The sequence below is a fragment of the Pontibacter aquaedesilientis genome, assembly GCF_014773225.1.
Taxonomy (GTDB): Bacteria; Bacteroidota; Bacteroidia; order Cytophagales; family Hymenobacteraceae; genus Pontibacter; species Pontibacter aquaedesilientis.
The window spans coordinates 193,689-218,107 of the sequence record NZ_JACXAJ010000005.1 but is presented as its reverse complement, the minus strand read 5'-3'; the positions used below and the strand labels follow the sequence as shown (position 1 = coordinate 218,107).

Genomic DNA, 24,419 nt, shown 5'->3' with positions numbered 1-24,419 from the left:
AATGGTCTGTTCTGTCATGGCTGTTACGAGTTAAGTCTGCAAACTTTAAAACGTACAGGAGCTATTGGCAGAACAGATTTTTTTGTTTTACCCCCGCGTGCACTATCACGCAACTTGAGTTAATTAAGTAAGGCGTAAGGGGTGGGTTTGGAATGGAGTGGAAGGCCTGAGAAAGAGGGGTTGGAAAATTAGTAGATATATTTTTATTAATATTAATGTATACCCGTAGGCAAATTCTACGTTATGCACCATAGGCCTTTCGCATGAAGGTCAGTTTTGACTCGTTTTCCAAACAATTATAAAGTATAACAAACCCTTTACAGCATGAATAATTTAGCCAAATTATTTTCGCGGTTTTCTTTACTGCTCGCATTAACCTGTGTAGGTGCCTACACCGCCGATGCCCAGAGTAATAGAAAACTGATCCGAACTGGAAATAAATTTTTTGATCGCGAGAATTACCGAGCAGCCCTGCCATACTACGAGCAGGTACTGGCCAACGACCCCAACAATGCAGAAGCGCTGTACTATGCGGGGGTTAGTTACATGACCTTCGATAAGGAGAAGGCCGCCGATTATATCAGACGTGCTCAGGAAGCAAAGCCGAATGTTGACCGTGACATAGAGTACTGGATGGGCCGCATCAGCCACATCAACTACCGTTTCGATGATGCCATCACGCATTACCAGGCGTATATCCCAAACATTCGCAAGCGCGACGACTTCCGCCGCGAGGAAGTGGCAACCCTGATTCAGCATAGCCGCAACGCGAAAAAGGAGGTAGCCAACCCGAGAGATATTTTTGTGAAAAACCTGGGTGGCATCGTGAACACAGAGTACTCGGAGCACAGCCCGGTAATTTCCTCTGATGACAGTTACCTGCTTTTCACTTCACGCAGTGCAGGAACTAACCCGCAAGGCTCAAAAGCCGCTGACGGTGAATACTATGAGGACATATACGAAACACGCCGTATAAACAACGATGAATGGGAGCAGCCTCGCTCTATTGCTGGTAACCTGAAAAGCTCCGGCCACGACGCATCTATCCAGCTGTTCGACAACGATACCAAAATGCTGCTGTACCGCTCTGCAAACAATGGCGATATCATGTACTCCGAGCGTCAGGCTGACGGAAGCTGGGGAGAACCTAAGAGCATCGGGTCGAACATCAACACGGTAGACTTCGAGTCTGACGCCTTTATCACGCCAGACAACAAGACGCTGTACTTCTCAACCAGCCACTACTCCGAAGACGGTGACCTGGACATTTATGTGTCGCAGCGCCAGAAAAACGGTGAGTGGGGCAAGCCAAGAAGCATGGGTACTACCATCAACACCAAGTTTGACGATGACAGCCCTTACCTGGCTTCCAACGGTGTGCTCTATTTCGCCTCACGTGGCCACAGCACAATGGGTGGGTATGATATCTTTTCCGCTAAGTTTGACTCTGTTGCCAGAAGATGGAGCCGTCCGGAGAACATGGGTTACCCTGTCAACACTCCAGACGACGATACCTACTACCGTTTGAGTCCTGATGGCAGCTACGCATACCTTTCTTCTTACCGCATCGGCGGTTATGGCGAGAAGGATATCTATACCATCAACTACATCCGTGCTTCCCGAGTAACCGGCCGTGTGTACGCTAAGAACGACAGCCTGGCTATACCTGGTCTGGAGCTTGTTTTCAATGGCCAGCAGGCTGACAAGCGCCCAATCTCTTACCGTGACGTGACCAAGCAGGAAGATGGTTCTTATGACCTTCGCATCCTTTCGGGCCGTCCTTACCAGGTTGAAATCTCCAAAGATGGTAGGCTAATCACAACCGAGTCATTTGAAGTGCCTATGGTGTTGAACGACACAACTACTATCGAGCACAACTTCTACATCGACTTTGGCGATGACCCTACCCGCGTAGGTGCCCCAACTGGTGTTATCGCAACAGCTGAATTTAAAAACATCCTGTACGATACCGATCAGTACGATCTGCGTGCTGAGGCTATCCGTGAGTTAGACAAAGTGGCTGCTTACATGAAAGCAAACCCAAGTGTTAACGTTAGCATCGAAGGACACACAGACTCACGTGCCAGCGATGAGTATAACATGACGCTTGCTGAGAACCGTGCCATTGCCGCTTATGACTACCTGGTGAAGCAAGGCATCTCTCCAAGAAGATTGGTGACTGTGAGTTATGGCGAGCGCCGTCCGGTTGCTCCAAACAACTCAGCTTCAAACATGCAGCTTAACAGAAGAACCGAATTCAAGATTATCAAGAGACAAGATCAGGAGCAGAGCGTTCCGGTTAACTAGTCTGTACAAATAATCAGCGTTATAAAAAAAAACAGGCTGGGCATACGTCCAGCCTGTTTTTTTATAATAATGGAACATAAACCATGCATAATAGTTTCTGGTAGAGTATTTTTGCTCTTCTGTTACTTACACAATAACCCATGGCGGTAGTACCCTATAAAGACCAGAACAACGACAAGAAGTCGCAGGTCGCCCAGATGTTTGACAACATCGCAGGCAAATATGACTTCCTGAACCACTTCCTGAGCGCTGGCATTGACATCGTTTGGCGTAAGAAGGCCGTGAGCCTGCTTGTCAAGGAAAAACCGAAACTGATGCTGGACATAGCCACCGGCACAGCCGATTTCGCCATTGAGGCGCTCAGCCTGCAACCTGAAAAGATAGTTGGAGTAGACATTTCGGAAGGCATGCTGGCGGTAGGCCGTCAGAAACTGCAGCGCAAAGGACTGACCGATAAAATTGAGCTGAAATACGGCGATTCTGAAAACCTGCCTTTTGAGGACAATACTTTTGACGCAATCACGGTTGCCTTTGGGGTGCGTAATTTCGAAAACCTGAAACAGGGACTGGCCGAGATGAATCGCGTGCTGAAGCCCGGAGGGACAGCCGTGGTGCTGGAATTCTCCAAACCGCAGCGCTTCCCGATGAAGCAGCTGTACCAATTTTATTTTAAGAATATACTACCAGTGGTAGGTAGATTCGTTTCTAAGGACCGTGCCGCTTATACCTACCTGCCTGAGTCAGTGCAGGCTTTTCCGGACGGACAGGAATTTTTGAAAATCTTTGAAGAGGTTGGATTTAAAAACACAAAATGGCATTCACTAACATTTGGCATAAGCTCCATCTACATAGGCAAAAAGTAATTTTTGCGGTATCTTTTATCCTTTGCGTGTTCGGTACGGCACAAGTCCATGCCCAGAAAAAAGTTAAGGCTGAGAACAAGCCCGGCTATGATGAAAAGCGCATACACTATGGGTTTTACCTGGGCATGCCTTTTACCAGGTATAATGTAGAGCATTCGCAGGCATACGCCGATCAGTTGCCAGGCGGCGTGGCGGTAAACGCGAAAACACGGCCTGGGTTTTTCCCTGGTCTGGTGCTGAACGTGCGTCTGCTCGAGTACCTGGACGCCCGCTTTTTGCCTGGAGTAGGCTTTTACGGTCGTAGCATCAACTTTGACAACATGCCGACCAACGATGACAGACCAGCTTTTGATGACGCGACGATCAGCTCGACTATGATCGAATTGCCTTTGCTGTTAAAGTACAGGGCGAAGCGGCGCGGCAACTTCAGAATGTACTTTGTAGGTGGTGTAAAGCCAGGTATAGACTTGGGCAGCCGCAAAGACACTGATACGGGTGAGAAAATACGGACTGAGAAGCGTGACCTGGCCCTGGAGTACGGAGTAGGACTTGATATATTTTACCCCTACTTCAAGTTCGCGCCTGAACTGCGGTTCTCACACGGTTTGCTTAATCAAAAAGCATCGTATCAGAGTTCCTACAGCAACCTGATCGACAAAATGACCAATCATAACGTATCGTTTATCCTTTTCTTTGAATAGATATGCCAAGAATCGCACTCGTAACCGGGGCTACATCAGGTATAGGACGTGCAACAGCCATTGCGTTGGCAAAGCAGGGTTACCATATCATTGCGACTGGTCGTAGGGCTGAGCGTCTGCAAGAACTACAAGAGCAGATCACCGAAGTGCCTGTGCTGACGCTGCAGTTTGATGTACGCGATAGGGAAGGTCTCAGTAAAGCCATCAACAGTATGCCGGAAGAGTGGAAAGCGGTGGAGGTGCTGGTTAACAATGCCGGCAATGCCCATGGGCTAGCCCCTATTCAGAACGGCGATGTGGATGACTGGGACGCCATGCTCGATATCAATGTGAAGGGTCTGCTCTATGTGACGCATGCGGTGCTCCCGCTTATGCTGGCCCACAGGAAAGGTCATATCATCAACATTGGCTCTATTGCCGGGAAAGAGGTTTACGCGAATGGCAATGTGTATTGCGCCTCCAAATTTGCAGTGGACGCTATCTCCAGGGGGATGCGCATCGATCTGGTGCAGGAAGGCATAAAAGTTTCGGAAGTCAAGCCGGGGCTGGTAGAAACTGAGTTCTCTGAGGTGCGCTTCAAAGGCGATAAAGACAGAGCGGCAACCGTGTATCAAGGTTACGAGCCGTTGCGAGCCGAAGACATAGCCGATTTGATCGCTTTTATGGTGACAAGGCCTGCGCACGTAAACCTGGCCGAAGTCCTTGTGCTGCCCACAGCCCAGGCATCTGCTACCGTGCTTAACAAGCAATAATAGCCTAGAAATATCTGATAATAACCCGCTCTCTCGGCGGCACGTACTTACAGGGGATATGTCTGTAAGAATTGCAGGCTTGAGTTGTGGACAAAATTATATGATATGGCTAACGAGAAAAATAAATCAGAAGAGCATCAGAGTAGACAGAAACCAAACAGTAATGTCAGCTCGCAGCCCATGCCGAAAAGATACTCAAATGAGGCAAACCACAAGGGCGCTGTAGACCTGGGAACCGATGGTACCAAAGCGACAGCCAGCCAGCAGCAGGGCCAGGGTGCCTGGAATGCAAAGAATGCCTCCGATCAGAGGAAACAAAACAAGGAAGATTAAAACACAATACAAACCCATAAACAGCGAGCGCCGGCTAAGGTATAGCCGGCGCTCGCTGTTTATGGGTTTGCTAGTTTAGATAATACCGCAATAACCAACCTTCTGCATCGAACTGATTAGCCAAAGGAGTTTGCACTATTTTTTTGCGTGTGCCCTTTATCAAATCGTAATCGTTGCGATAAGCAGTGTCTTCAATCCAGACCCTGCGGGCCATACGCTTGTTGCCTTTTACCGTGTAGCTGTCTTCCCCAGCGCCGCCCCAGACACGGATCTTTATTTTAGACCTGACATCACCTGTGACCTCAAATTCGTCTTTCCCGTTTAGCCCAAAAAGATGAATCTCCTTGGTGTCAGCAGCATGGTATACCCTGTCAAAAAGCTGTCTTTTTTCTTCACCTTCCTTTGTGACCTTGTGAACTTGCACCCTGACTTCATCAGTTGACAGCACTTCAATCTCAAAACGCTCATGCTTGTCAGATCCTACAATGAGTGCTTCGCGCACCAGCTCCTTGTAATACTTTTGGGTAGAGGGAGTGAGTTTGTTGCGTCTGGATTTGAGTTTAGTCATAATATCCTTGGCAGTGAGCTTGTAAATGGTATCAGGCATTTGGCGGAAAGCCCGTTCAATCACATCGTCGGTCAGTTCGTTTCGCACACTGTCGGCTATCTCCACCCAATCCTGATAAGTGAGTTCGGCTAGTATGGTTTCGTCCAGGTTACGGCCACTTGTGTTCAGCTCTGTAAGGTTTGAGAGGTTGTTGCTATACGTTTGGAAATGCTTTTTTAAACCTGTGCGCATAAACAGCCAGGGAATGACAGCGTCGTTGAGTTTATAGAACACATTGTCGCGGTCCCGGGGAATGGCCTGATATACCTTTACACCATTCTCTTTGTACTGGGCCCAGCGCCAGTTGTCTTCATGTCGGCTCCAATCTCCGATAAGCATATCGAACAGACGAGCCCGCAGAAAATAGCGTGCATCTATCCGGGTTTGGTTGTCGAAAAATCGGTCCTCGAGCATGGATCTGGTCCCTTTTACGTTTTCAGAGCCGCCCATGTCCGGCTCGTCCGACAGATCATCGTCCGGGCGGATTTCCAGCAGGGCAACCATGCCGCCAAAGTTATCCAGGTACTTGCCTAGCTTCGGGTCGTGCGGCACATAGACAAGCTGCGGCTCGGTATGGTGTATGCCTATTGCTTTAGCCATCGGGGGTAATACCAGGGCTGCGTAAGGGTGTGTGGCAGAAGTGGCGTCCCGGATGATGTTGGCAGCATAGCTTTGCTGCCACTTTTCGGGTAGGGCAGTGGCAGGGTCTTTGTCAACGGAGCGCAGCACGTACTCTTTACCTGTCGAGTCTTCCAGACGCAGGTTCATGGTCTGACGGCTGCCACCCTGTGAAGTTGGTTTCAGTCCGCCTTTCTCGGTGCTTAGGTCAAGTACCCTAAACTCAACAGGTGTGGTCCAGGCAGAGCGGTAGTGCTTGCCATAGAAGAAGGTATGCAGGCGGCTCCGGCCATAGTGCTCGCCCACGGCAACGGTCATAGTACTGTCGCTGTAGTCTGGTGTGACGGAGGACAGAGTAGCAGGAGGTGGCACTTGCTTTAAACTATGTGTGAAGCTGTTGCCAACGCAGCCACTGGCCAGCAAAGCAATGGACATACAGCTGATCCAGCGAGACAGGGTATAAGAGTAGTGTAGGCGCATGTGTTGTGTTAAACGTAAAGGCAGCGTATACCTCATGGAGTTCTATTTCTGGCTAATGGGTTGAGAGTTAATGTCCTTCGCGGTCAAAAGCGTGTACTTTCACGTTGCGGCTTGTTTTATCCACGGTTTCAGGCCCAAGCTCTAGTTGATTGCCCCGCTTCGTGTCATAAACGATCGTTTTCCGGCGCCAGCTTTCTACGCGAGAAGTGTCTTTAATCTTATCTTCCCCTCTGCCGCCCACGATGACCACCCGTATACCTTCCTTCACTTCGCCGCTCACTTCAAACTCATCATCGTCGGCAAGGCCATGCAACGTAATGGATTTAGTTTCTTTGTTTTTGTACACCCGGTGAAATACCTGCTGCTTGTCCGACAGGCGCACCACAGTAACAGAGGTTTCATCATTATTCAATCGCTTCACCTCAAACCTTTCTTCCTTGTCCGTTCCGATCACCAGCGGGTTTTTTGCCAGGTGTAGGTAAAACTGGTGTGCGGCCTCCGGCAGTTTGTCCCGGCGGCTTTTCAATGTATTGATGGTTTTTTCCCCTACCTGTTTGTATACACTGGGAGGGAACTGTCGGATTGCCTTCTCAATTACCTCATCGGTAAGGGCTGCCTGTAGCTCTTTGGCTATTTCCTGGTAATCCTGGGCTGTAAGCTCTGTCAGCGCACGGTTATCAATGAAGCTGGCATTCATCATCAGGGCATACACATCCTTGTATTCCTTGTCGAAAGACTCGAACTTACGAATAGCCCAATTACGGCTAAACAGCCAGGTCATAATGCCGTCATCAAACTGGAAAAATGCATTGTCGCGGTCTTTAGGTATAGCCCGGTAGTATTTGTTATCTCCCTTGTCGTAAACGGCCCATTCCCATTGTCCTTCGTGTCGGTCCCAGTCGTTGATGAACAGGTCGAAAAGGCGAGCGCGGGCAAAGGCATATTGGTCTATAAAATGATCGTTATCCCCAAACCGGTTTTTAAGCATTTTCTTGGAACTGGCGATATCGGTAGCGTTACCAAGCATTGGTGTGATGGAACGGTCATCGTTGTACTTCTCTTCGATCATGAACACGCCATCCTGAAACTTATCGCTGAACTCGCCGAAAGTGTTGTCTGATGGCAGCACATACACCAACTCTGGTTTTGAATGTGGTATACCGGCAGCTTCGGCCATGGTAGGCAGTACGATAGCGGCGTAAGGATTTATGGCAGAGGTCTGGTCTCGCAGCACGTTGGCGACAAAGGTGTTACGCCAAAACTTGGGCAGTATACCGGCTGGGTCCTTGTCGAGTGAGCGGAGTGCATAGGTAAAGCCATCCTTATCAGCCAGGGTCAGGCTGGTGGTTTGCATGCCGCCACCCAGCTTCTTGATGGACAGCCCGCCTTTGGTCTGGTTCATGTCGAAAACCTTGACCATCACGGGAGCCGCCCATACCTGACGGTAGTGTTTGCCCCAAATGATATTGCGGAAGCCACTTCGCTGGTAGTGCCTGCCGGCCTGTATGGTCACGCTGTCCACGTCAGTGGGAGAGGCGCTTTTGAGTTGCTCGTACAGTTGCTTGTCAGCTACCGGTGTCTTGGCAAAGAAATTCTTTCTGGCACAGCCTGAAGAAATCAGTATAATACACGCCAGTAACATCGCGTGTAAGTGGTGGTTTCTCATACAAAGTATGTTATGATTTTAGTCTGCCTATCTAACGTAAATCAGCTATAATGTTTACAGTGGAGTGGTGTGTATGTGAAATCAATACAAAAAAAACACCCCACCTGGCTAAGCCGGGTGGGGTGTTTAGTATGAATTAAAATACTAGGCTATACCTATACTACTTCCTCTTTTTTGCTCATGCGGTTACGCTCGTTCTCGTCGAGGTAAATCTTACGCATACGGATGCTCTTAGGAGTTACTTCCAGCAATTCATCCTTCTGGATGTATTCCATGGCTTCTTCCAGAGAGAACTTCTTGGCAGGAGCGATCTTCACGTTGTTGTCAGAACCGGAAGCACGCATGTTTGTCAGCTTCTTACCTTTCTGAATGTTCACCGTGATATCGTTCTGGCGGCTGTGCTCACCAATAACCTGGCCCATGTACACATCTACACCCGGATCAACGAAGAATACACCTCTGTCCTGAAGTTTATCAATAGAGTAAGCCGTTCCCGGACCCTGCTCCATAGAGATGATAGAACCGTTGATACGGCCTGGGATGTTACCTTTGTGCGGCTCGTACGCCATGAAACGGTGGTTCATAATCGCCTCACCTGCCGTAGCGGTAAGTACGTTGTTACGAAGACCGATAAGACCACGTGCCGGGATGTTGAACTCCAGGTGCTGCAGGTCTCCCTTAGGCTCCATAATCGTTAACTCACCTTTACGCTGCGTTACCAGTTCAATTACCTTACCGGCAGTTTCTTCCGGAACGTCAACCACCATGTGCTCGATAGGCTCGCAACGAACGCCATCAATTTCTTTATAGATTACCTGCGGCTGACCTACCTGTAACTCATACCCCTCACGGCGCATCGTTTCGATAAGTACTGACAAGTGAAGGATACCACGACCAAATACCAGGAAAGTATCTTCACGGTCGGTTTCCTGCACGCGCAGTGCCAGGTTTTTTTCAGTTTCTTTGAATAGACGATCACGAAGGTGACGTGATGTTACGAACTTACCCTCTTTACCGAAGAAAGGAGAGTTGTTGATCGTGAACAACATGTTCATCGTTGGCTCATCGATAGAGATACGCGCCAATGGCTCCGGGTTCTCTGCATCAGCAATAGTATCGCCAATGTCAAAACCTTCGATACCCGTTACAGCACAGATCTCACCAGCTGAAACTTCAGGAACGCTCTTACGGCCTAGGCCTTCAAATACCTGAAGTTCGGCAATTTTACCTTTTTTGATAGTGCCGTCAGCTTTGCAAAGCGCAATAGGCATACCTTCTTTAAGCGTACCACGGTGCACACGACCGATAGCGATACGACCCACGAATGAAGAATAGTCAAGAGACGTGATCTGCATCTGCGGTGAACCTTCGCGGTATGGAGCTGCTGGTATTACGTCAATGATAGCGTCCAAAAGCGGCGTGATGTTATCAGTTGGCTGCGTCCAGTCCGTGCTCATCCAGCCCTGCTTAGACGAACCGTAAAGCGTTGTGAAGTCCAGTTGGTCTTCAGTAGCTTCGAGGTTGAACATCAAGTCGAATACCTGCTCGTGCACCTCATCAGGACGGCAGTTTTCTTTGTCTACTTTGTTTACCACAACGATCGGCTTCAGGCCAAGCTGAATAGCTTTACCTAATACGAAACGTGTCTGTGGCATGGCACCTTCAAAAGCATCTACTAAAAGTAGTACACCATCGGCCATTTTCAGAACGCGCTCTACCTCGCCACCGAAGTCGGCGTGACCAGGTGTGTCAATGATGTTGATCTTAACATCTTTGTAACGAACCGATACGTTCTTGGAAACGATCGTGATACCGCGCTCGCGCTCCAGGTCATTGTTGTCCAGAATGAGGTCGTCAAAGTGCTGGTGGTCAGCGAATAGCTTTGAAGCGTGGATGATCTTGTCCACGAGCGTTGTCTTGCCGTGGTCTACGTGTGCGATAATCGCGATATTTCGAATATTTTGCATTGAATAGGTTTTTCGAGCCGCAAAGGTACAAAAAAGGCTTTATATTTTTAGTAGTCCGCTCGAAATAAACAGGTTAGGTAATTATTAAATCTTCTGTTACAGCACGATGGCTGTGGTTATGAAGCAAACATTATGTATGTTGGCTTTGTTCATTCACGTATAAAATAATCAAAAAGGGCCTGTTTATTGCTCTCACAATCCGTAAACAACTGTATGAAAATGTTTTATGTATCCACCCTGCTCTTGCTCCTGAGCCTGCCCGCGTGCAGTCAACAGGACCAACCCATTACCGATTCTGAAAATGTAACGCTTGTATCTGCTGAATTGGAGGCCCCACAAAACGATGGGGCTAAAAAAAGTAAGCAGCAATATGAGGTCGTGAAAACGGAGGCTGAATGGAAAAAGCAACTCACACCCGAGCAATTCTATGTGCTGCGCCAGCAAGGAACAGAGCGGGCCTTCAGCGGCAAGTACAATAACCACAAAGAAAAGGGCGTCTATACCTGTGCAGCCTGCGGGAACGAACTTTTTGCATCCGATACCAAGTTCGACTCCGGCACTGGCTGGCCAAGTTTCTTCAAGCCGATATCCCCTAAAAACGTGCGGGAGGTGGCTGACCGTAGTATGGGCATGGTGCGCACCGAAGTAGTCTGTGGTCGCTGTGGCGGGCATCTGGGCCACGTGTTTGACGACGGACCCAAGCCTACCGGACTTCGTTACTGCCTCAACTCTGTGGCGCTAGACTTTAAGCGATCTTCCTCCAAATAATTGCAGCCTGTTTGAGAATGGGTATACCGTTTGGGTTATACCTTTGTGTCGGCGACTTTTCTTCGTGTTTAGCGCATAATCTTAATTTCAGATCAGCATTGCTTATGTGCTGGTCTGTTTTTTTCATAGATGTAGCCACGGTATACCTACCGCTTATTAAATACTTATTACCATATGAATAACCGCATTATTACTCTTCAGCAGAAATTAGAAGAGCATCGAAAAAGACTACTGAAACACAATGTATACCAGTCGCTCGAGACGCTGGATGACCTGAAGCTGTTTATGGAGCATCACGTGTTTGCCGTTTGGGATTTCATGAGCCTGTTGAAAGCATTGCAGGCGGATCTTACCTGCGTCACACTGCCTTGGGTACCTAAAGGCAGCCCATCAACTCGCCGGCTTATCAATGAGATTGTGCTGGAGGAGGAAACTGATGTAGACCAGGAAGGCAAGCCCGTGAGCCATTTCGAACTCTACCTGCGTGCTATCGACGAGGCAGGAGCCGATGATACCCGTATCAATCAGTTGGTGAAGTGTGTGCTGGAAGGCAAAGGCGTAAACCAAGCGCTGGATGAGTCAGGCGTTCACGATTCGGTGAAAGCTTTCGTGCGCAATACATTTCAGGTCATTGACGCGGGTAAACCGCATGCGACTGCCGCCGCTTTTACTTTCGGCCGCGAAGACCTGATCCCGGATATGTTCCGCAGCCTGATCGCTGACCTGAACGAGCGCTTCCCCGGCAAACTCGATACCTTTATTTATTACCTCGACCGCCATGTGCAACTCGACGAAGAAGTGCACACTCCCCTGGCCCTGCAAATGGTGAGCGAACTGTGTGGTGAAGATGATGAAAAATGGCAGGAGGCGCTGGAAGTATCCATTGCCTGTATCGAAAGTCGTATCCGTTTATGGGATGGTATCAAAGAGATGCTCCCCTCGACTGTGGAACGGGGATAGAGGGTTAGTTTATAGAAGTTAAGTCGCTGAATTCAGTTCTCATACCTTTACTTTCAACTCTTAACTCTTTTAAGCCGTATTTTCTATCCAACACTAACGAGAAAATAGAGATGAACGAATTACACTCCGAAGCGGACAACATAGAAAATCTGGCGCAGTGCATTATGGCCGCGTTCAAAGAGAACAGCATAGATGCGGGCAAGGTGTTGCACTATCAGGAGCTATACCCATACCTGCAGGAGCGCTACCCGAAGTATAAAGATGTACAGAAAGAAGCGGAGCACCACCTGGCCAAACTGGCATGGGTCACCCCGGCCCCAGACGGGCTCATGCTGACACAAGTAGGGTATAACAACCTGGACCAGAATAAGTAAGAATACGTTCTTTTATACTTTTTCATCCGTATACATAGTAGCAGGCGTTTTAACCAATGCCTGTATTTTATTATTTTAAGATGAAGTCAAGATGAGAAAGTATATAAACTGGATTGGGGCGCTGACTTTACTGGGAACAGTCGGCTGTACCTCGCTCTCGGAGGGTGGAACGGGCAATCTGCCACCAGACCCGAGACACTCGCAGCGGGTAAGGTATAGCGAGGGCAACCCGGTACGGCAGCTGATGTATGAGCAGTCAAGCGAAGTGAACCGAAAGCGCCGTATCGAAGAAAATTACCAAAACGTGCCGGTTAACCTGCCGCCTGAGGTAAGGCCACACCAACTGCCCAACGCCCCTGTAGATACAACCCGCCACCGCATACTCCGTCCGCTGCCCACCCGGCCTCCTGTCGGAAACAACTAAGGTATAAAACGAGAAGCGCCGCTCATCATGAGCGGCGCTTCTCGTTTTATTTTTTCTGATTGTCCTTGTCTTTCTTTCGGATCTCACTTACATCTTCTACTTCGTCCTCCTCATCGGCCAAATGCAGTTCATCCGGTTCCAGGTCTACATATACCTCATGGTCGGGTGGGGTGTTTTCCGATTCCCGGTCGGCCCCTTTGGGTGATGGCTTTTCGCTGACCTGCTTTTTTTCTTTCTCTTTGCCCAAATGGCCGCTGTCGCTCTTCTTTTCGTGGAAATTATCTTGATTCTTCATATTATCAGGTGATTGGGTTGTTTATTCATCTGTTACAGGTAGCCTTTTCTTCTGGTAGTGTGATGCTCGCGCTCCTGTATACCATACCTGCCGCACTGGCTATACCTGCTTCTCATACCGGTGCTTGCATAGGCACCGCCGGATTACCATTTACGGAAAAGCGGCGTACTGGTCAGGCTATACCTTCCATTTTTTTGGAATGGGGAGAGTATAGTCACTCAATCCAACGGGTATTTGTATATTTGCGTTTTTACAAAGACTATGGCTGAAAACTACAAACGATATACTGTAACGGCGGCTTTGCCGTATGCTAACGGTCCGGTGCACATTGGGCACCTGGCTGGCGTATACCTGCCTGCCGATATTTATGTGCGCTACCTGCGTTCGAGCGGCAGAGATGTGAAATTCATATGCGGCTCCGATGAACATGGCGTGCCGATCACGATCCGCGCCAAGAAGGAGGGCATCACACCGCAACAGGCCGTGGACAAATACCACGAACTGATCAAGAAGTCGTTCGAGGACTTCAACGTGTCCTTCGATATCTACTCCCGTACCTCCTCCAAAACGCACCACGAAACGGCCTCTGACTTTTTCCTGAAGCTGTATAACGACGGTAAGTTCATAGAGCAGACCACGCAGCAGTACTACGACGAAAAGGCGCAGCAATTTTTGGCAGACCGCTACATAGTAGGTACTTGCCCGAAGTGCGGCAACGAGAACGCTTACGGCGACCAGTGCGAGGCCTGCGGCACTTCCCTGAACGCCACTGACCTGATCAACCCGAAAAGTACGCTGAGCGGTGCGGTGCCGGTAATGCGCGAGACCAAGCACTGGTACCTGCCGCTGAACGAGTACGAACCCTGGCTTCGCGAGTGGATCGTGGAGGGACATAAAGGTGACTGGAAGCCGAACGTATACGGTCAGTGCAAAAGCTGGATCGACCAGGGACTGCAGCCACGTGCCGTTACCCGCGACCTCGACTGGGGCGTGCCGGTGCCGGTAGAGGGCGCTGAAGGCAAGGTGCTCTATGTATGGTTTGATGCCCCGATTGGCTATATCTCCGCTACCAAAGACCTTACACCGGATTGGGAGAAATACTGGAAGGACCCGGAGTCGAAGCTGGTGCATTTCATCGGCAAAGACAATATCGTGTTTCACTGCATTATATTCCCGAGCATGCTCAAAGCGCACGGCGACTATGTGCTGCCTGATAACGTGCCGGCCAACGAGTTCCTGAACCTGGAAGGCGACAAGATCTCCACATCCCGCAATTGGGCCGTGTGGCTGCACGAGTACCTGGAGGAATTCCCGGGCAAAGGCGACGTGCTGCGCTATACCCTGTGCGCTAACGCACCGGAGAGCAAGGACAATGATTTCACGTGGAAAGACTACCAGGCCCGCAACAACAACGAGTTGCTGGCCATTCTGGGCAACTTTATCAACCGTGCGGTGGTGCTTACCCAAAAGTATTACAACGGCGAAGTGCCGGCCCGTGGCGAGCTGCAGGACTACGACAGAGAAGTACTGGGCGTGTTGGAAGGTATGCCGATGGTGATCGCCACCTATATTGAGCGCTACCGTTTCCGTGATGCCCTGAGCGAACTGATGAACCTGGCCCGACTGGGGAACAAGTACCTGGCCGACACCGAGCCCTGGAAACTGATCAAGACGGACGAGGAGCGCGTGAAAACCATCATGAACATCGCCCTGCAAATATCTGCCAGCCTGAGCATTTTGATGGAGCCGTTCCTGCCTGAGTCTGCACAGAAACTGGGTAGCATGCTGAGTAAACCTCTTGGTAACTGGAGCGCTGCCGGTTCTGCTGACTTGCTAGCCACTGGCCATGTGATCGGGAAGCCGGAGCTGATGTTTGAGAAGGTGGAAGACGCCGCCGTGGAAGCGCAGGTACAGAAGCTCCTTGATACCAAAAAAGCCAATGAGGCCGCCAACGCTGTAGTGGAACCTGCTAAGGATAACATCACCTTCGAAGACTTCACCAAGATCGATATCCGCATCGGTACCATTATCGAGGCAGAGAAGGTAGCGAAGACCAAGAAACTCCTGAAACTGAAGATAGACACAGGTATAGACGAGCGCATAGTGGTGAGCGGTATCGCCGAGTTCTTCAATCCGGAAGAGATCATTGGGCAGCAGGTAAGCATCCTGGTGAACCTGGCACCGCGTGAGATCAAAGGCATTACTAGCCAGGGTATGATTCTGATGGCCGAGCATGCCGACGGTTCGCTTGCCTTTGTGCAGCCAGGCAAAGAAGTGAAAAACGGCGGAACAGTAAGCTAAGCTGTACCTGTCATTTATATAAAAAGCCCTTGCCTGCATCGACAGGCAAGGGCTTTTGTGTTTTTAGCTCCTGTTTTGTTTACCCAATCATGACACCCGCTTCACCCGAGGCGACAATGGGCTGCTTACTCAGGCGCTCCCGCTCCATGTATTGCACAACAAAGTAAAAGCCAACGGCCGTGATAACTGCCAAGCCACCCACACTCCACCACAGCGTATCGAATCCATACCTGGATGCAATGGTCGTGCCCAGGTATGGCGCCACCACATGCGCCGCGGCATAGGAAATGGTGTACAGGCCCATGTAGGCGCCCCGGTTGCTTTCCGTGGATCGTTCCACCGTGATGGTCGCCATGAAAGGCATCGCCAGGATTTCGGCCAAACTGAGCAGTAGCATGGTTACGTACAGGATGCTCACCTGCGTGCTCAGGTTAAGCAGCACAAATGAAAAACCTAGTATGAGCAAGCCTGACACAATCAGAACCGATTTCCGCACTTTGTCCCCAATCAGGTATACCGCGATCATTTCGAGCATGAACACGATGAAGCCATTAAAGGCCAGCAGGCTGCCGATACCTGTTTCTGACAGCTGGTATACCTGGCGGTAGTAGAGTGGCAGTGTAGTGATGAACTGGAAAAAGATGGCGGCAAAGCTGCAACACAGCACCGTGAACAGCAGGAAGGGCACATCCCGATAAGGAGAGCTTTCGGTAGGTATAGCCAACTGGTTTTGCGTTGGCTTTTTCTGTTTCGGCTGCGGACGGTGGCCCTGCTGATTTCGGAAGTAAAAGAAGAAGAAGATGCCTGCTGATATACAGGTTACCCCGTCGGCTATGAATAGCCAGCGGTAGGAGATGGCCGCCAGAAAGCCGCCCAACGCCGGACCAATGGAAAAGCCCAGGTTGAGCGCCATCCGGTTCAGTGAAAAGGCGCGGGTCACGTTCTCAGGCCGGGAATAGTAGGAAATAGAGGCTGCATTGGCAGGTCGGAGGGTATCGTTGACCAGGCTCAGGATAAACACCCCAGCCGCCATGTACTCAAACTCCCGCAGGTTAAGCAGCAGGAAATAAAGACTGCCCCCAACCGTCAGGCTCAGGAACTGCACCTTGAAATGCCCCACCCGGTCGGTGAGCCAGCCACCCAAAAAGGATCCGCACACGGAGCCCAGGCCATAGATACTCAGAATCATACCTGCCTCTTTGAGCGAGTACCCCAACACTTCGGTCAGGTATACCGCCAGGAAGGGGGTAACCATGGCGCCGCTCCTGTTGATGAACATCACCAGCGACATCATCCAGGCAGGGCGGGAGAGCCCTCCAAAGGCATTGCGATAAAGCAGGAGCAGGCTTTTCATTTTCTGTAAGCGGAAATAAGGTATACGGTATGGGTCGTTTCCAACACCGGTCGGTGAGGGCACTTATACCTGAATCTGCTAGTCGTACAAATCAGGTTATTGTTTTTCTACATAAGCCATAGCCTTCACCGGAAAGAGTTTGTCGACTAACTTGATCAGCCTGATACGGGTGTTTTTCACTTTCTTTCGGATAGGCAATTGGCTGAAATCGAAGCGTCTCATCCGTTCTATGTCCTGCTCCAAGGTATAGGTCTTAAGAGACGACTCCAGGAAAAAGGCGGTGATGACTTCGTTCCAATCATCCTTGGTTGACCAATAGTGCCCGATCCAGGGGCTGGCAGGGTGCAGGCCGTAGGTATGGTCTAGGGCCACGGCAATGGCGAACTGCTCGATCAGGCGACGGGTGACGCCAGCAGTGCACATGTCGTCGCATATGTGTAGGGCCAGCCGGATGGCCTCCAGGTTCTTTTGGGCAGGTATAGCCACCACGCCTGCGTTCCACATGCTGCTCCGATCCGTAATCGTCACACCGCCAAAAGCTTTGCCTTTTACCTGACTCCACATAATTTTATCCGTCTTGCTTTTGAGCTCCGACAGTTTTCCTTCATGCTCATGCATAAAGGCTACGCCCTGGGAAAGCTGCTGTGTAAAGCTACTCGCGTCCTGATGCAGGAAGGTGTCAGAGTCCAGGTATACGACCGGGTGCTGACCGCCCTTCAACATGAAGTCCTCAATGGCTTTGATCTTCACGCGCCAGAAAAAGTTATGCTCGCCTTCCCATTCCTGCAGTTGCGCTTTCGTCACCTGTACAACGTTCACCAAATCACCCAGCCGGGTATAGAACTCCGGATGGTCGGTGTAGACGTTGATGGAATTGACCGCTGTGCGCTGCTTCAGGAAGGACAGGATACAGAAGTTTGCCTGGTAGTGGTTCTTGATATTGGGACCAAAGGTCAGGAAAAGTAAGTCCATGGGAATAAGTGTAAATCGTTGGCGACAGCCGTTGTTTCTACTTGGTATTAAACTGATTCATGGTGCGCTCCAGGCCAATGCTGCCGAAAGCGATCACGGAGTCCGCGGCCTTTTCAATTATACCCGATAGGTCGATTTTCTCATCGTCGCTGAAAGTGCTCAGTACATAATCGACCTGCTTGCCTTTGTGGAAAGAGTCCCCGACGCCAAAGCGCAAACGCGGATAGTTGTTGTGGCCCAACATCTGCTCGATGTGCTTGAGGCCATTGTGCCCGCCGGCGCTGCCTTTGGCGCGTATGCGGAGCTTCCCGAACGGGAGGGCAATGTCGTCTGTGATGACCATCATCTGATCCGGTGTCAGTTTCAGGCTGCTGAGCCAGTGGCTCACGGCTTTGCCGCTCAGGTTCATGTAGGTGGTTGGCTTCACCAGCACATAGGTGCGGCCTTTGCTCTTGATCTCGGTCACAAAGGAATGGCGCCCGGTGTCGAACTTGGCATCGAATTTATTTGCCAGGTAATCGAGTACCATAAAGCCAATGTTGTGGCGCGTTTCGGCATATTCCGGGCCAATGTTACCAAGGCCCACAATCAGGTATTTCATGCTGTTGTCTTCAGTGTCGGTTATAGCCTTTTCAGTCAGGCCAAACCATTTTTTCAGCGTGTTTAACATATTTTGATGGACACAAGACGCAGGGCACCAGATTCAGGACAATTTTTGTCTGCTGTTCTTCAAAAAAGCACTTCTGGGGCATCAGGTGTTCTCTGAAAACAAAGGTATAAAAGTCTTGTGTCTTGCGTCTTATATCTTGTGTCTTAAAAAGGGGAAACAAAAAATCCTGCCCTGCTCGAAGCAGGACAGGATCTTGAATGCTTTTGAAGCAACAGTAATTATTTCTTACCGCCGCGAGCTTCTTCAGCCTGCGCACTCTTAAGAGCACGTGGAATCGTAACGGTTGCTACCGGAGCAAGTGAGTTGGTCAGGATCTCGTAGTCACCTTTTGCAATCTTGCTTACTTTGATAGACTTACCAAGCTCCAGATCAGAGATGTTTACCTCTACGTAATCTGGCAGGTTAGCTGGAAGTGCTTTGATTTTCAGCTTACGCAGCTTCGTTACAAGCTTACCACCGGCCATTACACCTGGTGAGTTACCTACAAACTTAACTGGCACCTCGATTTTTACTTCTTTGCTTTCGTCCAGTTGCAGGAAGTCAACGTGCAGCAGCATTTCGTTAACTGGGTGGAACTGTACGTCCTGAAGGATGGCTCTGTAGTGCGTACCTTCGATATTGAGGTCTACTTCGTATACTTCTGGAGAATAAACCAAGTCTCTGAACAGGATAGCTGGAGCGTAGAAGTGAACTTGCTCAGCGCCGCCATACAATACACCTGGTACATAAGACTCATTACGCAACTCTTTCGTCTGCGCTTTGCCGAGATTTGCTCTTTTAAACCCTATAATCTCTAAAGTTTTCATAAAATGAATTTGTTAAAATTTTTAGGCCACAAAGGTATGGATTTAATTGTTGATTGTTAAATTGTTGATTGTTTTTTTCTTGTGACATTCAATCAATCCAAAAATCAATTTCTAAACTACCTGCCTAGCCTGCCCAATATTATTTAAAATGGCAGGTTGTTAATTATTGCGCACAACAATCAACAACCTGCCATTAACAATCAATTAAATAAATAGCGAACTGATAGACTCGTGCGTCACCACGTTGTTGATGGCGCGGGCAAACAGTTCGGAGAACGAAAGCACTTTGATCTTGGAGCAGTCCTGACGCAATGGAATAGTGTCTGATACCACCAGTTCTTCCAGCACAGAGTTCTCAATACGCTCATAAGCCGGGCCTGACAACACGGGGTGTGTGGCGATGGCACGAACCGTTTTAGCGCCTTTTTCTTTCAGGAGTTTAGCAGCCTGGGTAATGGTGCCGGCAGTGTCCACCATATCATCCACAAGCACGACATCCATACCTTCTACATCACCGATCACCTGCATAGAGGCGATCTCGTTGGCACGTTTGCGGTGTTTGTCGCAGACAACCATTTCAGCGCCGAAGTTCTTGGCAAATGCTCTTGTTCTTACCACACCCCCAACGTCAGGGGAAGCGAAAATAAGGTCGGAGCCCAGGTTAAGGCTACGCAGATAAGGCACGAAGATGGCAGATCCGTCCAGATGGTCTACCGGGATATCGAAAAAGCCTTGGATCTGGCCGGCGTGCAGGTCGCAGGTCATCAGGCGGTCAGCACCACACGACTGGATGGCATTGGCTACCACTTTGGATCCGATGGAAACACGCGGTTTGTCTTTTCTGTCCTGGCGGGCATAACCGTAGTAAGGCATAACCACGATCACTTTGTGGGCGGAGGCTCGCTTGGCTGCATCTACCATTAGCATCAGCTCCATCAGGTTGTCAGATGGCGGAAAGGTAGACTGTACCAAAAATACTTCTGCACCGCGCACCGACTCGTTGAAGTGAGGTGCCATTTCTCCGTCGCTGAAACGAAGCAGCTCAAGGTCGCCGAGCTTGGTGCCGTAAGCGGCTGCGATCTTTTCGGCTAAGTACTGGGAGGCGGAACCAGCAAAAATTTTTACCTGTGGCATAATAATGCTAAGTGTTTGAAGGGTTTGTTTTAGGTTATTATGCCTGCAAAGCTACGAAATTCCGCAGATATGCTACCTGATATTTCTGATTTTTAATTAGTTAGGAAGGGGATAAAGCAAAAAGAGCAACAGCCTTTATCAGGTTGTTGCTCTTTTTTTAAGTTGTCCGACCAGGTTTCGAACCTGGACTCTTCTGAACCAAAATCAGACGTGTTGCCAGTTACACCATCGGACAATCTCTACTAAACTTCCGTGCCGAAGCACCGTTGTCGTTTGATGATGCAAAGATAGGCAGGCGATTTTAAACTGCAAACATTTGCTGCAAATTTTTTGAAATAATTTAGTCCAAAATCTGCTTCAGCGCCGTGCCGTCGTACTTTTTGGCGTCCCTTCTGACCAGTGAAACTGCACAATAGAGGCAGCCGTTGCATGCTGTTGCCTGACCTAATTGAGTGAAATTCACGTCCTTATTTTGGCGTGTCTGCCCGGCTGCGGCCTGCTGTTGCCGCGAAACGCAAACCATGACAGGACTTTAGAATTCGCCGAAAAAAATATCTGACCTCTCAAATTTTCAGGAGGATTGGTGTCGCAGCACGGCACCTGGCTCGTGTCAGGTATAGCAGTGCTTGGCTTGCGGTCTGTCGTAGGAGCCCCGCACGCTGTACAGGCTTCGCCACCAGGTATGGCAGGCGAGGTGTGGATAAATTTTCTGGTTTTTATGGCACTTGAATGTCACCTACGGGGAGGGGCTGCGTAAAGAACCTAGCTAAATCTTCCAACTATGATCACTCCAACCATGACCGTCAATACTGACATGATTACAACTACTTGCGGCCGTCAGCTCGATCTCAGTGATACCGAACTGGTGATAGAACGCTCCAACAGTCTTTTTAGCTACAACATACACAAGCTGAATACCGGGGAGTACGTCATAGCCGAGAAGTTTTTTGCCAACCCCTTTAACAACCGCTACATCCTGCTGAATGATGAGCAGATCGAAATGTTGAAACATTTGTAATGCTTTCTCCGAATAACGGGGGAATCAATTAAGAAATACTCAAAATAGCTTACGCTTACACTTATGCTTAAATTTTTAGCCTTCAGAATATTCCGGGCCATATGGGCTCAGATTCTGTAAATCAGGTATAAAGTAGGAACACACACAAATTTTAAACCCACACAAACAGCAAGCGCAGCCCGTTAACACAGGCTGCGCTTGCTGCTTATAGAAAGGCCAGGTATATTTTAGGCCTAGTCCTCTTCAGGGGCGGCTATTCCGTTGCTGCGTCTTTTCTCACCCACGTGCTCTATCTCTCTATTGATTTCTCTGATATCGACAGGCTGGGTAAAGTCACCGAGCAGGTGTTTTGTAAAGTAGTCGCCCATCATCCAGAAAAAATACTCGGTCATGTCGCCGAAGCCATGGCGCTGGCCAGGCAGTAGCATAAAATCGAATCGCTTATTAGCCTTGATGAGTGCGTTGGCCATGCGGATGGTGCCGGCTGGGTGCACGTTATTGTCCACGTCGCCGGTAGCCAGCAGCAGGTGTCCCTTCAGGTTGCGGGCCAGGTCGGGGTTCTTTTCGATGGCATACACAAACGTGGTGTCTCCCTTCGGCGTCACGACTTCCTTTACGCCATGGTGCTTCTCGCTCCACCAGCGGTTGTATATATTGTTCTCGTGGTTTCCGGCACCCGATACGGCTACTTTAAAGAAATCAGGGTATACGAGCATGGCCGCGGTCGACATAAAACCACCACCAGAGTGACCGGTAATACCTACTCTGTCGATGTCGATGAAACGGTGGCGGTCCGCCAGTTGTTCGATAGCCGCTTTTTTGTCGGAAAGGCCGTAGTCGCGCAGGTTGCCGTAGCCGTAGGTATGGTACCACTTGGAGCGGGCCGGGTGGCCACCGCGGTTACCTACCGTGATCACGACAAAACCCAGCTGCGCCAGGCGATCGATACGGTCCATGCTGCGGCCAAAGGCTTTGTTCACAGCCTCGGTCTGCGGACCGGGGTATACGTAGGCGATGATCGGATAAGTCTTGGTAGAGTCGAAATCGAAAGGCTTGTACATCACGCCATAAATGTCGGTGATGCCGTCGTCGGCCTTCACCTGGAACGGCTCCGGGAATTTGTATCCGGTCGTCATCAAGCGGCTCAGGTCAGCTTTCTCCAGGTCCATTACTTTACGGCCCTTTGCGTTGTAGAGCGCCGACACCGGTACGGTGTTCACCCTGGAGGCTGTGTTCACGAAGAATGTATTGTTGTCGTTCAGGCTGATGCTGTTGTCGAAGTTGCCTTTGTTGAGCAGCGTCAGGCCGCTGCCGTCGAAATTGATGCGGTAGAGGTGCATCAGGTATGGGTCTTCGCCAGCTTCGCGTCCGTTGGCCGTGAAGTACAGCACGCGGTTTTTCTCATCTATACCTGCAATGTCTTCGCTGTGGAAAGATCCGGAAGTGATCCTGTTTTTGAGCTTGCCTTTGCCGTCGTATAAGTAGAAGTGCCCCCAGCCATCCCGCTCAGACCAGTGGATGATCTCATTGCCACCGTTCACAAGCCCGATTCGGTTTACCTCCACATAGGTGTTGAAGCGTTCTTCAATAACAGGAGTCACTTTACCCGAGGCAATCTCGAGTTCGCACACGTCAATGCGCTTCAGGTCGCGGCTGGTGCGTGTGAAATAGAGCTTGTTGTTGGTGCCATGCCACACGGTTGGGCGGTTCTCGTCGTCTCGCTGTGTTTGCAAAGCGGGTGCAGACCACAGCGACAGTTCCTGATCCTTAAAAGCGGTTGTGTTGATTTTTTTGTGAGTCTTGTTGGCGAAGTCAAACACCGTGAGCTCGCGGCGGGGTGCTTCTTTCTCGCCTGGCATTTGGTACTTGTAGGTTTCCAAAGCCGGGCGGCCCTGTGCTGTGTGGTGCAGTACCCAAAGGTCTTTTACATGGCGCTCATCGGTACGGATCAGGGCAAAGTGCTTCGAGTCCGGCGACCACATGATAAAAGCGGGCTTGCGGTTCTTTCTGTTCTTGGCGCGCTCCACGTTTGTCTCGCCGCGGGTGTCGCCATAGGTATAGTACTCCAGGCCATCCTTGGTGAGCTGGTGTTCCACAATGGTGGTGTCCTTCTCGTTTTTCAGAGCTTTCAAGTAGTTGGGGCGGTCCATCCAGTACAGGTTGTGCTCCTTAGCGAACACCACTACCTGCTGGTCTGGCGAAATGGAAGCCCAGCGCGGTTTAGGTTTGGGTTTCTCGAAATCCTTTAGCTCCACCACCTGTCCGGTGGCCAGGTTGTATCGGAAGAAGAAAGTCTTTTTTTCAAGCGAATCGGCAGCCTTTTTGTCCAAGCGGTCCTTTTTTACCTGGTCAATCGAGCTTTTTATCTCGAACTGAACACTTTTCTCATCTTCGCTGAACTTCAGGTTCTGGATAGGCAAGTGCTGCGCATCGAAAGGGTCCTGCACGATCATGGTTACCGCAGAAGCCACTTTGGCATTGTCAAGCAGCAACTGTTTCGATTTAGTGGCGGGGTCTACAATGTACCAGTTCTTGCCGTTGCTGGTCTCGTACTCGTACCAGAAGCGGTCGGAGTTTTTGAGCCAGTGCGGGTCGATGGTTGTCGTGAAAATAAGCTTCTCCAACTTTTTGGGGGAGAAGCGGGAAGCCAGCTGGTAATTCCCTTTGGCTGGTGACGCGTGTTGGGCCTGCACACCGATTCCCGCTAGCAGCAACAAAGCGATCAGGTAAATTTTTTTCATGAAAAAGGTTCGTTTGGGTGATAGGTTTGGCAGGGCAGGTGAAAACCGCCCCAGGCATAGACTTCAATCGGGCAGCAAAGTTTAACCGGTGAGCCAAGGAACTTTGGGTAAAAGACCAGGTTTGTGACACGTGCCTATAGGCTATACCTTGTTTTAAGACACCATCCGGCAGCATGTGGGGCGGTATTAGTGACGTATGTGCTATGCCTTGATTTTGAATAGGTTAAAACTTTTTGGAGTCTTGTATGGTTTTATCCCTTTTATACATTAGTTTTGCACCCTGAAATAACTCCGTTACAACAGTTAAT

The 24,419-nt window shown here is 49.8% G+C and carries 22 protein-coding genes and 1 tRNA gene; 12 read left to right on the top strand and 11 right to left on the bottom strand.

What is annotated here, in order from left to right; translation table 11 throughout:
- The first annotated feature begins 324 nt into the window (after positions 1–324).
- The 5 genes from H9Q13_RS12360 (at position 325) to H9Q13_RS12340 (ending at position 4,956) form a co-directional block, all read left to right on the top strand.
- On the top strand, positions 325–2,307 hold the full coding sequence (locus tag H9Q13_RS12360; protein WP_191184114.1) for an OmpA family protein: 1,983 nt from the start codon (positions 325–327) through the stop codon (positions 2,305–2,307).
- A gap of 140 nt (positions 2,308–2,447) precedes the next feature.
- The gene (ubiE, locus tag H9Q13_RS12355; protein WP_191184113.1) at positions 2,448–3,170 is read left to right on the top strand and encodes a bifunctional demethylmenaquinone methyltransferase/2-methoxy-6-polyprenyl-1,4-benzoquinol methylase UbiE; all 723 of its coding nucleotides are present in this window, start codon (positions 2,448–2,450) and stop codon (positions 3,168–3,170) included.
- Positions 3,119–3,871 carry a type IX secretion/gliding motility protein PorT/SprT gene (gene porT, locus H9Q13_RS12350; RefSeq protein WP_191184112.1) on the top strand — a complete coding sequence of 251 codons (753 nt, stop codon included), beginning with the start codon at positions 3,119–3,121 and terminating at the stop codon, positions 3,869–3,871. Before ubiE ends, porT begins: the two co-directional genes overlap by 52 nt.
- A gap of 2 nt (positions 3,872–3,873) precedes the next feature.
- Positions 3,874–4,623, top strand: a complete 750-nt coding sequence (locus H9Q13_RS12345) for an SDR family NAD(P)-dependent oxidoreductase (RefSeq protein WP_191184111.1) — start codon at positions 3,874–3,876, stop codon at positions 4,621–4,623.
- Between the two features lie 180 nt (positions 4,624–4,803).
- Complete coding sequence (locus tag H9Q13_RS12340; protein ID WP_224744257.1) at positions 4,804–4,956, top strand: hypothetical protein; 153 nt, start codon at positions 4,804–4,806, stop codon at positions 4,954–4,956.
- Positions 4,957–5,026: 70 nt separating this feature from the next.
- Here the strand turns inward: H9Q13_RS12340 and H9Q13_RS12335 are convergent, their stop codons facing one another.
- The 3 genes from H9Q13_RS12335 to typA all read right to left on the bottom strand — a co-directional run bounded on the left by H9Q13_RS12335 (position 5,027) and on the right by typA (position 10,294).
- On the bottom strand, positions 5,027–6,661 hold the full coding sequence (locus H9Q13_RS12335; protein WP_191184109.1) for a hypothetical protein: 1,635 nt from the start codon (positions 6,659–6,661) through the stop codon (positions 5,027–5,029).
- Positions 6,662–6,728: 67 nt separating this feature from the next.
- Entirely contained in the window at positions 6,729–8,327 is a 1,599-nt protein-coding gene (locus H9Q13_RS12330) for a hypothetical protein (protein WP_191184108.1), read from the bottom strand.
- A 155-nt stretch (positions 8,328–8,482) separates the two neighbouring features.
- Positions 8,483–10,294: a translational GTPase TypA gene (typA, locus tag H9Q13_RS12325; RefSeq protein WP_191184107.1), complete on the bottom strand. Its 1,812-nt coding sequence runs from the start codon at positions 10,292–10,294 to the stop codon at positions 8,483–8,485.
- 213 nt (positions 10,295–10,507) lie between these two features.
- Here typA and msrB point away from each other — a divergent pair, with 213 nt between their 5' ends.
- The 4 genes from msrB (at position 10,508) to H9Q13_RS12305 (ending at position 12,820) form a co-directional block, all read left to right on the top strand.
- Positions 10,508–11,062 (top strand): peptide-methionine (R)-S-oxide reductase MsrB, encoded by a 555-nt coding sequence (msrB, locus tag H9Q13_RS12320; protein WP_191184106.1) that lies wholly within the window; start codon positions 10,508–10,510, stop codon positions 11,060–11,062.
- A gap of 174 nt (positions 11,063–11,236) precedes the next feature.
- Positions 11,237–12,022: a DUF3050 domain-containing protein gene (locus tag H9Q13_RS12315; protein WP_191184105.1), complete on the top strand. Its 786-nt coding sequence runs from the start codon at positions 11,237–11,239 to the stop codon at positions 12,020–12,022.
- Between the two features lie 110 nt (positions 12,023–12,132).
- Positions 12,133–12,396: a hypothetical protein gene (locus H9Q13_RS12310; protein WP_224744256.1), complete on the top strand. Its 264-nt coding sequence runs from the start codon at positions 12,133–12,135 to the stop codon at positions 12,394–12,396.
- 91 nt (positions 12,397–12,487) lie between these two features.
- Positions 12,488–12,820 carry a hypothetical protein gene (locus H9Q13_RS12305; protein ID WP_191184104.1) on the top strand — a complete coding sequence of 111 codons (333 nt, stop codon included), beginning with the start codon at positions 12,488–12,490 and terminating at the stop codon, positions 12,818–12,820.
- Positions 12,821–12,866: 46 nt separating this feature from the next.
- Here H9Q13_RS12305 and H9Q13_RS12300 read toward each other — a convergent pair whose 3' ends face one another.
- Positions 12,867–13,115 carry a hypothetical protein gene (locus tag H9Q13_RS12300; RefSeq protein WP_191184103.1) on the bottom strand — a complete coding sequence of 83 codons (249 nt, stop codon included), beginning with the start codon at positions 13,113–13,115 and terminating at the stop codon, positions 12,867–12,869.
- Positions 13,116–13,177: 62 nt separating this feature from the next.
- On the opposite strand from H9Q13_RS12300, the gene H9Q13_RS18050 reads away from it, so the two are divergent.
- Positions 13,178–13,384, top strand: a complete 207-nt coding sequence (locus H9Q13_RS18050; RefSeq protein ID WP_224744255.1) for a hypothetical protein — start codon at positions 13,178–13,180, stop codon at positions 13,382–13,384.
- Positions 13,377–15,416, top strand: coding sequence for a methionine--tRNA ligase (gene metG, locus H9Q13_RS12295; protein ID WP_191184102.1), 2,040 nt, complete (start codon positions 13,377–13,379; stop codon positions 15,414–15,416). Before H9Q13_RS18050 ends, metG begins: the two co-directional genes overlap by 8 nt.
- Positions 15,417–15,495: 79 nt before the next feature.
- Here the strand turns inward: metG and H9Q13_RS12290 are convergent, their stop codons facing one another.
- From H9Q13_RS12290 to H9Q13_RS12265, 6 genes are all read right to left on the bottom strand, one after another.
- Positions 15,496–16,770 (bottom strand): MFS transporter, encoded by a 1,275-nt coding sequence (locus tag H9Q13_RS12290; RefSeq protein ID WP_191184101.1) that lies wholly within the window; start codon positions 16,768–16,770, stop codon positions 15,496–15,498.
- Between the two features lie 96 nt (positions 16,771–16,866).
- A complete protein-coding gene (locus H9Q13_RS12285) occupies positions 16,867–17,742 on the bottom strand; it encodes a hypothetical protein (RefSeq protein WP_191184100.1) in 876 nt (291 codons plus the stop codon).
- A 37-nt stretch (positions 17,743–17,779) separates the two neighbouring features.
- A complete protein-coding gene (pth, locus tag H9Q13_RS12280) occupies positions 17,780–18,343 on the bottom strand; it encodes an aminoacyl-tRNA hydrolase (protein ID WP_191184123.1) in 564 nt (187 codons plus the stop codon).
- 287 nt (positions 18,344–18,630) lie between these two features.
- Positions 18,631–19,218, bottom strand: coding sequence for a 50S ribosomal protein L25/general stress protein Ctc (locus H9Q13_RS12275; protein WP_191184099.1), 588 nt, complete (start codon positions 19,216–19,218; stop codon positions 18,631–18,633).
- 204 nt (positions 19,219–19,422) lie between these two features.
- On the bottom strand, positions 19,423–20,352 hold the full coding sequence (locus H9Q13_RS12270; protein ID WP_191184098.1) for a ribose-phosphate pyrophosphokinase: 930 nt from the start codon (positions 20,350–20,352) through the stop codon (positions 19,423–19,425).
- A gap of 162 nt (positions 20,353–20,514) precedes the next feature.
- Positions 20,515–20,587, bottom strand: a tRNA-Gln gene (locus tag H9Q13_RS12265).
- Between the two features lie 546 nt (positions 20,588–21,133).
- Here H9Q13_RS12265 and H9Q13_RS12260 point away from each other — a divergent pair.
- The gene (locus tag H9Q13_RS12260) at positions 21,134–21,370 is read left to right on the top strand and encodes a hypothetical protein (protein ID WP_191184097.1); all 237 of its coding nucleotides are present in this window, start codon (positions 21,134–21,136) and stop codon (positions 21,368–21,370) included.
- Between the two features lie 233 nt (positions 21,371–21,603).
- On the opposite strand, the gene H9Q13_RS12255 is transcribed toward H9Q13_RS12260, so the two are convergent.
- Positions 21,604–24,111 carry a S9 family peptidase gene (locus H9Q13_RS12255; protein WP_191184096.1) on the bottom strand — a complete coding sequence of 836 codons (2,508 nt, stop codon included), beginning with the start codon at positions 24,109–24,111 and terminating at the stop codon, positions 21,604–21,606.
- Positions 24,112–24,419 lie beyond the last annotated feature (308 nt).